The organism is Pseudomonas sp. A2, assembly GCF_023100865.1.
Lineage (GTDB): Bacteria > Pseudomonadota > Gammaproteobacteria > Pseudomonadales > Pseudomonadaceae > Aquipseudomonas > Aquipseudomonas asiatica.
On record NZ_CP039127.1, the window covers coordinates 4,465,516 to 4,478,834 of the forward strand.

Sequence of the window (13,319 nt, forward strand, 5' to 3'; positions counted from 1 at the left end):
CAGGCAGTACCGGCCCTTTCGCGGGTAAACCCGCTCCCACATGGACCTCACAGCATCAAGCCGTGACGCAACCCTGTGGGAGCGGGTTTACCCGCGAAGAGGCCGGCGCAGCCAACATCATTCAATAGCCTGCAACCGCCGCTCGATATGCCTGCGCTCCGGCTCCTGCCGGGTCAACGCCAGCGCCTGCCGCCAGGCCGCCCGGGCCTCTTCCATATGCCCCAGCTGGTAATGCAGCTCACCCCGCGTCGCATGCGCCAGGTGATAGTCCAGCAACTCTCCCCGCGCCAGAATCCCTTCGACCTCCCGCAGGCCAACCTCCGGCCCGTCCCGCTTCGCCAGCGCCACGGCCCTGTTCAGTTCAACCACAGCTGACGGCCAATGCCGCTGCAGCACGTCATACAGCCCGACGATCTCCGCCCAGTCGGTCGCTTCGGCTGTCGCCGCCTCGGCATGCACCGCCGCAATCGCCGCCTGCACGGTATAGGCACCGAACGCCCGGCTTTGCAGGGCCTGGCGCACCAGTTCGCAACCTTCGGCAATGCGTTGCCGGTCCCACAGGCTACGGTCCTGCTGCTCCAGCAACACCAGGTTACCCCGGCCATCGGTACGCGCCCGCTGCCGGGATGCCTGCAGCAACATCAGGGCCAGCAGGCCGACCGCCTCCGGGTCGGGCAGCAACTGCACCAGCAGCCGCGCCAGGCGTATAGCCTCATCGCTCAGTTCCTGCTGCAACAGCGCCTCGCCCGACGACGCCGAATAGCCCTCGTTGAACACCAGGTAGATCACCCGCAGCACACTCTCCAGGCGCTCGGGCAGTTCGTTCAGTTCCGGCACCTGGTAAGGGATGCCGGCATCGCGGATCTTGGCCTTGGCGCGCACGATACGCTGGGCGATGGTGGCCGGGCTCTGCAGGAAAGCACGGGCGATCTGCTCGGTGGTCAGGTCGCAGACTTCACGCAGGGTCAGCGGCACCTGGGCATCGGCGGACAAGGCCGGGTGGCAGCAGGTGAAGATCAGCCGCAGACGGTCGTCGGCCAGCAGTTCTTCCTCGCTGGGGTCCTGCGCCTGGCCGTCGAGCAGCATGCTCAGGTCCGCCTGGGAACGGTCGAATCGGGCGCGCCGGCGCAGCGCATCGATGGCCTTGAAGCGGCCGGTGGACACCAGCCACGCCCGCGGGTTATCGGGGATACCGTCGCGCTGCCAGCGCTCGACGGCGATGAAGAAGGCATCGTGCATGGCCTCCTCGGCCAGGTCGAAATCACCCAGCAGGCGGATCAGCGTCGCCAGGATGCGCCGTGACTCGTTTCGGTAGACCGCCTCGACCTCGGCGCGCACCTGCGCCAGTGCCGTCATCAGTCGGGCATCCGCTGGGTCACTACCTCCACCAGGCGGTCCAGGCTTTCTCCCCAGCCCTGGTGGAAGCCCATTTCCTCATGGGCGCGGCAGTCGGCGGCATTCCAGTGCCAGGCGCGGGCGGTGTAGCGGGTTTTGCCTTGCTCCTCGTCAAAACTGATCACGGCAGTCATGAACGCCTTGTCCGAAGGCACCCAGCCTGGGCCGAAGGCATCGGTGAACACCAGCCGTCGCGGCGCAGCAATCTCCAGGAATACGCCCTGGTTCGGGTAATCGCTGCCATCCGGCGCCCGCATCACGGTGCGGAACAGGCCACCGATCCACAACTGCATCTCACATTCCGGGGTGGTCATGCCGTGCGGCCCCCACCATTGCATCAGCCACTGAGGGTCGGTCCAGGCGCGGAACACCTTGGACGGCGGTGCGTCGATCAGGCGATTGATGGACAACTCGTGTTGCACTTGCGCGGGGTGTGCCAGGCTCATGCTGGGAAGTCTCCATTGCTGTCAGGGTTGCAGTTCGCGCACCGGTCGCACCTCGACACTGCCGACCCGTGCGGCGGGGATGCCCTTGGCGATGTTCAGCGCCTCGTTCAGGTCGCGGGCTTCCACCAGGTAGAAGCCCGCCAACTGCTCCTTGGTCTCGGCGAACGGGCCGTCGGTCAGGCTCATGTGCCCGTTGCGCATGCGCACTGTGGTGGCGGTCTGCACCGGCTTCAGCGCCTCGGCCGCCAGCATTCGCCCGGAGCCTTGGATGGATTCGGCATACGCCATGCATTCGGCGTCTTCCGGGCTGTCGGGCAGGCTGTGCAGCAGCCCCTCGTCACAATAGACCAGGCACAGGTATTTCATGGTCGCCTCCAGGGCATTGGCAAAGTGCGATTGGCAATAACGGCTCAGGGCTTGAGATCGAACAGGGCTTTCTGGGTTTCCATGTCGAATGGCGCCGACCAGTGTTCGTGGATTACCCGCCACTGACCACCTTGACGACGATAGCCCACGGTGGCGCGCATGAAGCCGCACTGGCTTTCGTTGTCCGCGGGGCCACAGCGGTTAAGCCAGTGGGCCAGGGCCAGGTCGCCAGCGGCATGCACGGTGAGTTCGGCGTATTCGAAAACCATGGGGCCGGGGCACATGCCCATGCACATTTCCCAGTGCGCCTGGTAGGTTGCCTTGCCCTTGAACTGCAGGGCCTGGATGGCATCGAAGGCGACGATGTCGTCGGCATAGGGAGCAATGATGTTGGGGATGTCGCGATCGCGCACGGCCTGCATCCAGCGCTCGATCAATTGGCGGATCTCGGTTTCGGCTGCGGTGCTCATCGGGGGTTCCTCCGACAGGTCATGGGTGATTGGGCACGGGGGGCAACGTGCTCTCACCTATGGTCGAACGAGGGACGGAGGAATCGACAGGTCGAGGAAATTATTCTGGGTTGGTTGTGGTTTGAAATGCATATGGGGGGATTGCGTCGGGGCGACAAGGTGCATGCCTTGGGTGATGTGGCGCCTGTGAGACCGAGCGCCGCCCGCGCGGCGCTTCGCAGCACAAGGCTGCTCCTACATTTGTTTCGGGCCAATTAATCCTGAGGCAAAGGCGCGCGGTCCCTTGGCGTCCATCTTGATATCGTGTCGGACAAACAAGGAGTTCGCGTGCTCTGGCACAGGCGTTACTGGCCAGAAACAGACGTAGGAGCAGCCTTGTGCTGCGAAGCGCCGCGCGGGCGGCGCTCGGTCTCACAGGCGCTGAAAATGCTGTGGCAGGCCCTTGGCGGGCTCAACCCTGCTGGCACCCCTCACCCATGGCACGGTACTGGATGGTGTGCACCTGGCCCTGATGGTCTTCGTAAGTCATGGTCGCAGGTACCACTTCGCAGACGTTGGGGATGGTCGACAGGTTGATCACCCGCTTGATATCCAGGTTCATGGAGTAGTCGTACTGCTGGGCGACGGGCTCGCTGGAGACGGGTCTGGCCTCATCGGCGAGGGCGAACGAGGACATACCGACCAATGCAAGAATCAGTAATGGTTTCATGTGAGTTTGCCTTTTGAGCATTCAAGCTGATCGATTGACTTCTATTGCCGTGCCCGGCGCGGAGAAGTTGCCATCTACGGTGAAGATGGCACGAAGTACCGATCCCGCTTCGTACTGCCAGTGGGGATGGCTAAAAGTCTACTCCCGGCCTGGAATAGTTGAACCCCGAACTCGGACATTCACCCTTGCCAGATATGCAACAATCTGCGACAAGTTCACCGCAAAACATCGGGCCAGAGCCTCTGGCCACCTTTCAGGGCAGGGCGCGCAATTTCTGAAAATTTGTACTGTTCGAAACTTTCGGCCCCGGAACGCCGGCTGCTGGACCACTTTTACCGCCAGCACGGCTCACGCATGCGTGCTGCGGGCGACGCTGAGCTATGGGTGGCGCGGGGTCCCGGCATCATCGCGGGCCTGAGCCTGAGCCCGGTGGGCGAAGGCTTCTGGCTGACCGGGTTATTCGTCGACCCGCAGCAGCGCAGCCAAGGGGTGGCCGGGCGGTTGGTCGAGGCGGCGCTGGCGCAGGTTGGCGGGCCCACCTGGCTGTTCTGCCACCCGGACCTTGCGCCCTTCTACCAGCGCCTGGGCTTCGACATGGCTCTGCAACTGCCGGAAACCCTGGCTGGCCGCCTGCAGCGCTACCAGCGCAGCAAACGCCTGGTGGCACTGCAACGGGGTCAGTCGTCGCTGGCGTCGAGCCCGGGGAAAAGCACCTCGGTGTAGCCGAACCGGGAAAAGTCCTGGATGCGTGACGGGTAAAGCCGGCCGATCAGGTGGTCGCATTCATGCTGCACCACCCGCGCATGGAAGCCGTCGGCAAAACGGTTGATCGGGTTGCCCTGGGGGTCGATGCCTTCATAGCAGATGTGCTTGAAACGCGGCACCACGCCGCGCAGGCCGGGCACCGACAGGCAGCCTTCCCAACCGTCCTCGATCTCGCTGGATGTGGGCGTGATGACCGGGTTGAGCAGGATAGTCTGCGGCACCGGTTCGGCATCCGGGTAACGCTCGCTGCGCTCGAAGCCGAAGATCACCAGCTGCAGGTCGATACCGATCTGTGGCGCGGCCAGGCCCACACCGCCCACATGGCGCATGGTTTCGAACATGTCGTCGATCAGTTGCTGCAATTCTGTGCTGCCGAGCATGTGCTCGGGCACTGGCGGGGCGATGCGCAGCAGGCGTTCGTCGCCCATCTTGAGAATGTCACGGATCATCGGGGGTTCGGCTCTGAAGATTGGTGCTCGCTCGGAACGGGGTGCTCATGGCCCAGCACGGTAATGGTTTCGCGGGGTTTGTGCTCATCGACGTCCTTCTCGCCAGGGTTCTTGCCCTCGCTCGACATGTGCTCGATCACTGCGTTCATCTCCGCGCCCAGCAGCAAAACGGCGGCGGAGATATAGAAATACAGCAATAGCACGATGATTGCACCGATACTGCCGTACATGGCGTTGTAGTCGGCAAAGGTCTTCACGTAGTAGGCAAAGCCCAGCGACGCCACGATCCACACCACCACCGCCAGCACCGAGCCCGGGGTGATGAAGCGGAACTGCTGCTTCACATCGGGCATCACGTAGTAGATCAGCGCCACCGCCACCATCATCAGGATGATGATCGCCGGCCAGCGCAGGATGGTCCACACCGTGACGATCACCTCCTGCATGCCGACCTGGGCGGCAATCCACTCCATCACCTGCGGCCCCAGCACCATCAGCGCCGCTGCCACCAGCAACATGCCGGCAATGCCCACGGTGTAGATGATCGACAACGGAATGCGCTTCCACACCGGGCGGCCCTCGGGCACATCGTAGGCGGCGTTCATCGCGCTCATCATCAGGCGCACACCGGCCGATGCGGTCCACAAGGCAATCACGATACCCACCGACAACAGCCCGCCCTTGGACTGCTGCAACTGGTCGATCACCGGGTTCACCTGCTCCAGCGCCTGGGGTGGCAGCACCAGTTCCGATTGCAGGCGCAGCCAGGAGAAGAAGTCCGGCAGGTGCAGGAAACCGATCAGGGCGATCAGGAACAGCAGGAACGGGAACAACGAGAACAGCATCTGGTAGGCCAGTGCGGAAGCGTAGGTCGACATCTCGTCGTCGAGGAATTCCTTGACGGTGCGTACCAGCACGCGGTGCAGGGGCAGGCCGCGCAGGTCGGGGAAAATCATAGCGTCTCCTTTCGCCGCTTGATTCGTGAGTACCACGGTAAGTCTAATAGACCATGCCGCTGCTGTGCTGATCCCGGCCATGCTGCAAGAATTTGCTTACGCCAGTAGCGGCCTATTCGCGGGCACGCCCGCTCCCACAGGTACCGCACAGTGCTTGAAATCTGTTCAGTACCTGTGGGAGCGGGCATGCCCGCGAAAAGGCCGGGACAGGCCACTCACATCAAGGCTTTTTCACCGCGTCCTTCACGTTGCCCTTGATCTGTTGCCCCTCGCCCTTGAGCTCCTGCGCTTCACCCTCGGCCCGCAGCCGCTCGTTGTCGGTCACTTTGCCGACACCCTGCTTGACGTTGCCGATCGCTTCGTTGGCCAGGCCTTTCGCTTTGTCTTTGGTACCGCTCATGGCAAAACTCCTGCAATTGGGGGCACGTGGACCGTGCCGACAGTCGGTGGACCCGACGCCTTCGCCAAGCGTTCCAACAGTTTTTTCGCCTTCGAACCGAGCGGCAAGGCGGTTGGCAAACCTTGCCCCCGCTACCCGCCACCCCTCACAATGCAGGCCTTCATAGCGTCAACCCGCAGGAACCTGCATGAAACTCGACAAACCCGCCGCCATCGCCCGGCGTAACGAAGCACTGGCCCGCCCGGTGCTGACCAGCAGCAACACCCTGTTCGCCATCCTCGACCGCAAGCGCAACCTGTGGTGGTTCGAGGTGCCGGTGGCGCTGCTGCGCAAGGGCCAGCCCGACTGGGTCAACCTGCTGCTGCACACCCCGGAAAGCGACGAGCTGCAGCACCTGAAGGTGCCGACCAACTTCCTGCGCGCTCACCAGGAACAGATGGAAGTGCGCAACCCCGGCAAGCGCCGCTCGACCATCAGCCTGGCCCTCAGCGCCGACCGCGACTCGCTGCTGCGCGACACCCGCCCGGGTGGCGAGCAGCTGGACTTCCGTACCTTCGTGCAGGCCTGATCAGGCCTTTTCGATGCGATCGTCATGGATGACGATGCGGCCCTGCTTGAACAACCCGCCAATGGCCTTCTTGAAGTTGCCCTTGCTGACGTTGAACAGCTTGCTGATCAGCGCCGGGTCGCTCTTGTCGCACACCCCCAGCACCCCGCCTTCGGCCTCCAGGCGCGCCATGATCTGCTCCTGCAGGCTGTCGGCCAGGGCAGCACCCACCGGTTGCAGGCTCAAGGCGATCTTGCCGTCCGCGCGCACTTCCTTGATGAAGCCCTTCTCGTGCATGCCCGAGCGCAGGAACTTGAACACCTCGTTCTTGTGGATCAGGCCCCAGTGACGGTTGTTGATGATCGCCTTGAAGCCCATCGGTGTCTCGCCGGCCACCAGCAGCTCGACCGGCTGGCCCACCTGGTAGTCCGCCGGGGTACGGTCCAGGTAGCGGTCCAGGCGTGAGGTGGCGGTGATGCGGCGGGTGCGCTTGTCGAGGTACACGTGCACCACGCAGTAGTCGCCGATTTTCAGCGGCCGCGCCTCTTCCGAGTACGGCATCAGCAGGTCCTTGGACAGGCCCCAGTCGAGGAAGATGCCGGCACCGTTGATATCCTTGACCTTGAGGCTGGCGAACTCGCCAACCTGCACCTTGGGCTTCTCGGTGGTGGCGATCAACTGGTCTTCGCTGTCCAGGTAGATGAACACGTTCAGCCAGTCATCCACTTCGGTTTCGGCGTTTTTCGGGATGTAGCGCCCGGGCAGCAGGATCTCGCCGTCGGCGCCGCCGTCAAGGTACAGGCCGAAGTCCACGTGTTTCACGATTTGCAAACTGTTGTAACGCCCAAGCAGAGCCATTTCCGATGTTCCTCAAGACAAGGCGGCTATTCTACACCTGAAGCCAGCGCGCCGCCCGACCGCTGATGCAGTGGAACCGTCAGCGTCCCTCTTGCGTCTACCGACGTGCAAGCACCCGCAAGGAGCAGCCCATGCCGCTACGCCTGTCCAAAGCCCTGCTCGTCGCCATCGGCTGCGCCCTGGCCCTGGCCGCCTGCAGCCGTATCGACCTGGCCTACCGCAACCTCGACCGCCTGGTGCCGTGGTCGCTGGGCGACTACCTGGCCATGAACAGCGAGCAGAAGGCCATGCTTGACGACCGCCTGCGGGAGCACCTGGCCTGGCATTGCAAGACCCAACTGCCTGGTTACCTCGACTGGCTGGACCGGGTACGCGGCATGGTCGCCGACGACCAGGTGACCGACCAGGCCCTGCAGCAGCGTACCCGCGAAGCCCGCGAGGCGATTGGCCGGGTAGCCGAGGAAATCACCCCTTCGGCCACCGAGCTGCTGCGCGGCATGAGCGATGCCCAGGTGGCGGAGATGCGCGAGGCGTTCCGCGAGGACATCAGCGAACGGCAGAAGAAGTATGTGGATACGCCGCTGGACAAGCAGATCGCCCGCCGTACCGAACGCATGGAGAAACGCCTGACGCCGTGGTTTGGCGAGCTGACCGCGGTGCAGAAGCAGCGCGTGCAGGCCTGGTCCCAGGCGCTGGGCGACCAGAACCGCGAATGGATCGCCAACCGCGCGCACTGGCAGCAGCAATTGCTGCTGGCGATGAACCAGCGCAACGACGCCAGCTTCGAGCCGCGCCTGGCAACGTTGTTGCAGCGCAAGGAGAGTTTGTGGACGCCGGAGTACCGGGCGGCGTATCAGAATACCGAGCAGCAGGCGCGCAGCTTGCTGGTGGACCTGGTGCACCAGAGTACCCCGCAGCAGCGGCGGTACCTGCAGGAACGGTTGGGCAAGGTGCGTACCGATTTCAGTGAATTGAAGTGTTTGAAGGGGTAACTGGGAAAAGCAGGCCCGGCCTCTTCGCGGGCTTGCCCGCTCCCACAGGAACCCACTGCCCTCGAGAGCTGTGATGTACCTGTGGGAGCGGGCGAGCCCGCGAAGAGGCCGAGCCTGCTAAAGCAAAGTCACCGCCCCTTGCGCCGATACGGAAACACATCGATCACCTTCCCGTCACGAATCGCCGCCTGCAGCCCCTTCCAGTAATCCGCGTCGTACAACTCCCCATGCAGGCGGCTGAACAAGCGCCGCTGGCCGATATCGGCAAACAGGAACGGCGGAAACTCCTCGGGGAACACGTCATGCGGCCCGATCGAGTACCACGGCTCGCCCGACATCTCATCCTCCGGGTAACGCGGCGGCGGGATATGGCGGAAGTTCACCTCGGTCAGGAAGCTGATCTCGTCATAGTCATAGAACACCACCCGGCCATGGCGGGTTACGCCAAAGTTCTTCAGCAGCATGTCGCCAGGGAAGATATTCGCCGCCGCCAGCTGCTTGATGGCCAGGCCGTAATCCTTCAGCGCCTCCAGCACCTGGCCCTCGCTAGCGTGTTCCAAGTAAAGGTTCAGCGGCGTCATGCGCCGCTCGGTCCAGCAGTGGCGGATCAGCACCGTGTCACCCTCCAGCGCCACGGTCGAAGGCGCCACCTCCAGCAGTTCGGCCAGGCACTCCGGCTCGAACTTGCTGCGCGGGAAGCGAAAATCGGCGAACTCCTGGGTATCGGCCATGCGCCCGACGCGGTCGACGCTTTTCACCAGCCGGTACTTGTCGATCACCGTGGCACGGTCGACCGTCTTCGACGGTGAAAAGCGGTCCTTGATGATCTTGAACACGATGTTGAAGCCCGGCAGGGTGAACACGCTCATGACCATGCCGCGCACCCCGGGCGCCATGACGAAGCGGTCGTCGCTGCTGGCCAGGTGGTTGATCAGCGCCCGGTAGAACTCCGACTTGCCATGCTTGTAGAAACCGATGGAGGTATACAGCTCGGCAATGTGCTTGCCCGGCAAGATGCGTTTGAGGAAGTTGACGAACTCCGCAGGCACCGGCACATCGACCATGAAGTACGAGCGGGTGAAGGAAAAGATGATCGACACCTCGGCCTCGTCGGTGATCAGCGCATCGGCCTCGATACCGTGCCCTTCGCGGTGCAGCAGCGGGATTACCAGCGGCCATTGCTCATCGCTGTTGAACAGACGGCCGACCAGGTATGCGCCCTTGTTGCGGTAAAGCACCGGCACAAACAGCTCCAACGCCAAGGTCGGATCCTTGCACACCCAGTCCGGCAGGCAGTCGCGCAGCTGTTCCTCCAGGCGCACCAGGTCGCCCTCCAGGTCGCCGTACGGCACATCGAACGGGTAATCGCTGAACACCGCCCGCAGCAGGCCCTTGAGCCCACCGTCAGGCCGATAGGTACGGGTTTGCGCGGCGCGCTCACGGCTGCGCATGGACGGTCGGGTGGTGTGGATGAACATGCAGCCGTCGCTGATCAGGTCGTGGCTGAACAGGCTGCAGAACAGCGAGTTGTACCAGGTCTCGGACAGCTCGTCGTCCAGCCTTGGGTCGATCAGGTGGATATAGGCGTTCTTCACCAACGGCCATTGCTCCACATCCAGCAGCACGTCCTCGGCAAAGCTCTGGCGCAGCCAGCCGTTGACCTCGGCGACCTTCTCTTCATAGAGATTGATACGGGCGGCGGCGGCACGCTGGATATCCTGCCAGCGCGCCTGCTCGAAGCGCTGGCGGGCACCGAGGGTGATGCGCTGGAAGTGGTCGCGGTAGTCGTCGAAGCCGGCAAGGATCGTCTGGGCGATTTCGACAGCGGGCCAGGGCTGGGGCATGCGAGGACCTCGGTGCAGGGGTGAGATACAGAGCTTAGTCTGCCTGTCCGGAATACGGCGCCTGTACCGGCCTCTTCGCGGGTAAACCCGCTCCCACAGGTTCTGTGCACTGCTCGACCCTGTGGTAATCCTGTGGGAGCGGGTTTACCCGCGAAGAGGCCGGCACAGGTTTACACCGCAAGAAAGCACAAGAATCCCCAGCCCCCCTGGCGTACACTCGCGCCCCTGCCCTGCCTCCGGAGACCGTTGTGAGCCCCATCGCCCTAGCCCGCCTGCTGACCCTTGCCGCCGTCTGGGGGGCGAGCTTTCTGTTCATGCGCATCATCGCCCCCGAACTGGGCACGGTGCCGACGGCGTTCTTCCGCGTGTCCATCGCTTGCATGGGCCTGGTGGCACTGCTCGCTGCCGCCCGCGTGCGCTGGGACTTCCAGGGCAAGCTCGGGGCCTGCCTGGTGCTGGGCATGATCAACTCCGGTATCCCCGCGACGTTCTACTCCGTGGCCGCCCAGGTACTGCCTGCCGGCTACTCGGCAATCTTCAACGCCACCACGCCGCTGATGGGTGTGCTGGTCGGCGTGCTGTTCTTCCGCGAACCGATGACCCTGGCCAAGCTCTGCGGCATCTTCCTCGGCCTGTTCGGCGTCGGCATCCTCAGCGGTGCCGGCCCGGTGGCCCTGGACCTGGCCCTGCTGCAAGGCGCCCTCGCCTGCCTGGCGGCCACCACCTGCTACGGCTTTGCCGGCTTCCTCGCCCGCCGCTGGGTCAGCGGCCTGGACAGCCGCCTGTCGGCACTGGGCAGCATGCTCGGCGCCACCCTGATGCTGAGCCCGCTGTTCGCCTGGAGCGCGCTGAGCCAGCCACCCGCCAGCTGGGGCGGCTGGCAGGTGTGGCTGTCGCTGCTGGGCCTGGGCCTGTTGTGCACAGCGTTCGCCTACATCCTGTACTTCCGCCTGCTGGAGGAGATCGGCCCGGTCAAGGCCAGTACCGTGACCTTCCTGATCCCGGTATTCGGCGTATTGTGGGGGGCATGGCTGCTGGACGAGCCGCTGTCGATGGCGCACCTGTACGGTGGTCTGCTGATTGGCGTGGCATTGTGGCTGGTGCTGCGTCCGGCCCGCAGCTGAAGCGGGGTACACGATGAACGACGCGTACAAGAAGGTCCTGTTCCGCCTGGAGCAGGACGAAAACGGCTACCCGCCCGCCTCGGTCGAGGGCCTGTGGGCCAAGGCCGTGGAAGGCGGCTATGCCGTCGACAACATTCCCTTCCATGTCTACGGCATCGCCCCGGGCGACGTGATCGGCACCCGTGAGGAAGCCGGCGAAACCTGGTTCGCCGAACTGCGCCGCAGCAGCGGCAGCTCGGTGTTCCGGGTGATCGTCAAGCCCCCGGAAACCCTGGACCAGGTACACGCGGCCTTGCACGACTTCGGCTGCAACTGCGAAACCGAGCAGGCGGTGAAGATGCTGGCGGTCGAGGTCCCGCCGCAGCGCTCGCTCGACACCTTGCTCTACTACCTGCTCACCCAGCGCGAAGCCGGCCTGCTGGACTTCGAGGAAGGCGTACTGCGCCACGCCATCCCCGAAGAGTTCCGCTAGGGCCTATGCATCGGCCAGGCGCGCGGCGGGCTTGCGGAACACGAACAGCAAGCCCACCACGATCAGCCCCATGCCCAGCAGGCTGAGCGGCGCCAGGCGGTTGCCGAAGATCAGCAGGTCCATCACCGCGGTCACTGCCGGCACCAGGTAGAACAGGCTGGTGACATTGACCAGGTTACCCTTGGCGATCAGCCGGTAAAGCAGCAGGGTCGCCAGCAGCGAGACCACCAGCCCCATCCACAGCAGCGCGCCGACGAAACCGCCAGTCCACTCCACATGCAGCGGCTGCAGCGGCGCGAACAGCGCGCACATGGCAAAGCCGGCCAGGTACTGCAGCGGCAGCGTGCCCATGGGGTTGTCGGTGATGCGCTTCTGCAGGATCGAGCCGAAGGTCATGCTGCCCAGCGCCAGCAAGGCGAACAACATCCCCGCCAGCGATACCCCGCCCAGGTTGATGCCTTGGTAGACCACCATGATCAACCCGCCAAGCCCCAACCCGAGGCCGAACAAGCGGCTCCAGGAGCGCTGGCGCTCCATCAGCACCACGGTCAGGATCGGTTGTACCCCCATCACCGTGGCCATGATGCCGGGGGTGACATGGGTATCGAGCGCCAGCAGGTAGAAGATCTGGTAAGCGCCGAGCAGCACACAGCCAGTGCCCAGAGCCCGCAGGATGGCCCCGCGACTGCGCGGCCAGCGCAGCCCCAGCAACGGGCCGATCAACAGCAGCCCGGCCAGGGCCAGCGCCGAGCGCAACAGCAGGAAGGCAAACGGGCTGGCATGCGCCAGGCCGAGCTTGGAGACGATCGCCCCGCTGCTCCACAGCAGGACGAACAGGCTTGTAGTGGCCGCCGAGGCCACGGATGCTTTGCTAAAGACAGACATGTATTGCCACCTGATTCAAGGCGAATAAGCCAGACGGACGGCGTGCGCTTCAGCGTGGGAAGTCGCCGACCGTGTTCAGTAGGTTGCGTGTGCGAAGGGATGCGGCCAGAAGCCGATCAGCCCAGCACGACCACGCAAGGAGGCGGAGCTACGCCGCCTACGACGCCACTGACAGGTGGTGGTGGATAGTGACTGATCATCGCCGGCTGCTGGCAGCCACGCACGACCATGCCCGCGACTGGCGCGATGGCAAAGCTTGTGGTGGATGGGCTGGCTGGCATGAACAGGTCTTCGGGAAGAATGCAGTGGGCTGGACTATAGCCCGGTGCCAGGCAGCTGGCAACCAATGTCAGCTGCCTTAGTGAGCGCGACTTTTTGCGCAAGAGCGGCGCGACAGTCATTCCGTCAGGTCTGCCATGATTTAAGTGCTGTGCGGAATCCTGTGAGCGGGCGTGCCCGCTCCCACAGAGGCCCTGCTGAGCCAATCAGTTATGTGCAGTTGTATGAGACCGTGCTTGCTTGCGAAGCAGACAATTAGAGTAACCTGCCAGGGCAATGCACGTCCTCGAAAACAAAAAAATGCAACTGACAATTCTACCAGTTTACAAACTCACATCATCGAATAAAGTCCCGTGCATACC

At 63.8% G+C, this 13,319-nt stretch carries 17 protein-coding genes; 5 read left to right on the forward strand and 12 right to left on the reverse strand.

What is annotated here, in order from left to right; translation table 11 throughout:
* Positions 1-117 precede the first annotated feature (117 nt).
* From E5221_RS20695 to E5221_RS20715, 5 genes are all read right to left on the reverse strand, one after another.
* Positions 118-1,356, reverse strand: a complete 1,239-nt coding sequence (locus E5221_RS20695) for an RNA polymerase sigma factor (RefSeq protein ID WP_039612577.1) — start codon at positions 1,354-1,356, stop codon at positions 118-120.
* On the reverse strand, positions 1,356-1,841 hold the full coding sequence (locus E5221_RS20700) for an SRPBCC family protein (protein WP_004375750.1): 486 nt from the start codon (positions 1,839-1,841) through the stop codon (positions 1,356-1,358). The genes E5221_RS20695 and E5221_RS20700 overlap by 1 nt, the downstream gene beginning before the upstream one ends.
* 21 nt (positions 1,842-1,862) lie before the next feature.
* Entirely contained in the window at positions 1,863-2,207 is a 345-nt protein-coding gene (locus E5221_RS20705; protein WP_013973721.1) for a YciI family protein, read from the reverse strand.
* Positions 2,208-2,251: 44 nt separating this feature from the next.
* Positions 2,252-2,677, reverse strand: coding sequence for a nuclear transport factor 2 family protein (locus E5221_RS20710; RefSeq protein WP_061304447.1), 426 nt, complete (start codon positions 2,675-2,677; stop codon positions 2,252-2,254).
* A gap of 451 nt (positions 2,678-3,128) precedes the next feature.
* Positions 3,129-3,386, reverse strand: coding sequence for a DUF2790 domain-containing protein (locus E5221_RS20715; protein WP_004375752.1), 258 nt, complete (start codon positions 3,384-3,386; stop codon positions 3,129-3,131).
* 354 nt (positions 3,387-3,740) lie between these two features.
* Here E5221_RS20715 and E5221_RS20720 point away from each other — a divergent pair, with 354 nt between their 5' ends.
* Positions 3,741-4,109: a GNAT family N-acetyltransferase gene (locus tag E5221_RS20720; protein ID WP_247846365.1), complete on the forward strand. Its 369-nt coding sequence runs from the start codon at positions 3,741-3,743 to the stop codon at positions 4,107-4,109.
* Here E5221_RS20720 and def read toward each other — a convergent pair.
* The 3 genes from def to E5221_RS20735 form a co-directional block, all read right to left on the reverse strand.
* Entirely contained in the window at positions 4,064-4,600 is a 537-nt protein-coding gene (gene def / locus E5221_RS20725; RefSeq protein WP_247846366.1) for a peptide deformylase, read from the reverse strand. The genes E5221_RS20720 and def overlap by 46 nt on opposite strands.
* The gene (locus E5221_RS20730) at positions 4,597-5,556 is read right to left on the reverse strand and encodes a YihY/virulence factor BrkB family protein (protein WP_247846368.1); all 960 of its coding nucleotides are present in this window, start codon (positions 5,554-5,556) and stop codon (positions 4,597-4,599) included. The genes def and E5221_RS20730 overlap by 4 nt, the downstream gene beginning before the upstream one ends.
* Positions 5,557-5,776: 220 nt before the next feature.
* Positions 5,777-5,956, reverse strand: coding sequence for a CsbD family protein (locus E5221_RS20735; RefSeq protein WP_015271319.1), 180 nt, complete (start codon positions 5,954-5,956; stop codon positions 5,777-5,779).
* A 187-nt stretch (positions 5,957-6,143) separates the two neighbouring features.
* On the opposite strand from E5221_RS20735, the gene E5221_RS20740 reads away from it, so the two are divergent.
* Positions 6,144-6,524 carry a hypothetical protein gene (locus E5221_RS20740; RefSeq protein WP_013973727.1) on the forward strand — a complete coding sequence of 127 codons (381 nt, stop codon included), beginning with the start codon at positions 6,144-6,146 and terminating at the stop codon, positions 6,522-6,524.
* Here the strand turns inward: E5221_RS20740 and E5221_RS20745 are convergent, their stop codons facing one another.
* Positions 6,525-7,361, reverse strand: coding sequence for a S1-like domain-containing RNA-binding protein (locus tag E5221_RS20745; RefSeq protein ID WP_013973728.1), 837 nt, complete (start codon positions 7,359-7,361; stop codon positions 6,525-6,527).
* A 131-nt stretch (positions 7,362-7,492) separates the two neighbouring features.
* On the opposite strand from E5221_RS20745, the gene E5221_RS20750 reads away from it, so the two are divergent.
* The gene (locus tag E5221_RS20750; protein ID WP_061304451.1) at positions 7,493-8,353 is read left to right on the forward strand and encodes a DUF6279 family lipoprotein; all 861 of its coding nucleotides are present in this window, start codon (positions 7,493-7,495) and stop codon (positions 8,351-8,353) included.
* Between the two features lie 128 nt (positions 8,354-8,481).
* Here E5221_RS20750 and aceK read toward each other — a convergent pair whose 3' ends face one another.
* A complete protein-coding gene (aceK, locus tag E5221_RS20755) occupies positions 8,482-10,197 on the reverse strand; it encodes a bifunctional isocitrate dehydrogenase kinase/phosphatase (protein WP_247846370.1) in 1,716 nt (571 codons plus the stop codon).
* Between the two features lie 248 nt (positions 10,198-10,445).
* On the opposite strand from aceK, the gene E5221_RS20760 reads away from it, so the two are divergent.
* Together E5221_RS20760 and E5221_RS20765 are read left to right on the forward strand one after the other, a co-directional pair.
* Positions 10,446-11,321 carry a DMT family transporter gene (locus E5221_RS20760; RefSeq protein WP_247846372.1) on the forward strand — a complete coding sequence of 292 codons (876 nt, stop codon included), beginning with the start codon at positions 10,446-10,448 and terminating at the stop codon, positions 11,319-11,321.
* A 13-nt stretch (positions 11,322-11,334) separates the two neighbouring features.
* Positions 11,335-11,793, forward strand: coding sequence for a DUF4265 domain-containing protein (locus E5221_RS20765; RefSeq protein WP_061552648.1), 459 nt, complete (start codon positions 11,335-11,337; stop codon positions 11,791-11,793).
* A 3-nt stretch (positions 11,794-11,796) separates the two neighbouring features.
* On the opposite strand, the gene E5221_RS20770 is transcribed toward E5221_RS20765, so the two are convergent.
* Both E5221_RS20770 and E5221_RS20775 read right to left on the reverse strand, forming a co-directional pair.
* Positions 11,797-12,678 carry a DMT family transporter gene (locus E5221_RS20770; RefSeq protein ID WP_061552649.1) on the reverse strand — a complete coding sequence of 294 codons (882 nt, stop codon included), beginning with the start codon at positions 12,676-12,678 and terminating at the stop codon, positions 11,797-11,799.
* A gap of 116 nt (positions 12,679-12,794) precedes the next feature.
* Positions 12,795-12,959, reverse strand: a complete 165-nt coding sequence (locus tag E5221_RS20775) for a hypothetical protein (RefSeq protein ID WP_170304001.1) — start codon at positions 12,957-12,959, stop codon at positions 12,795-12,797.
* Positions 12,960-13,319 lie beyond the last annotated feature (360 nt).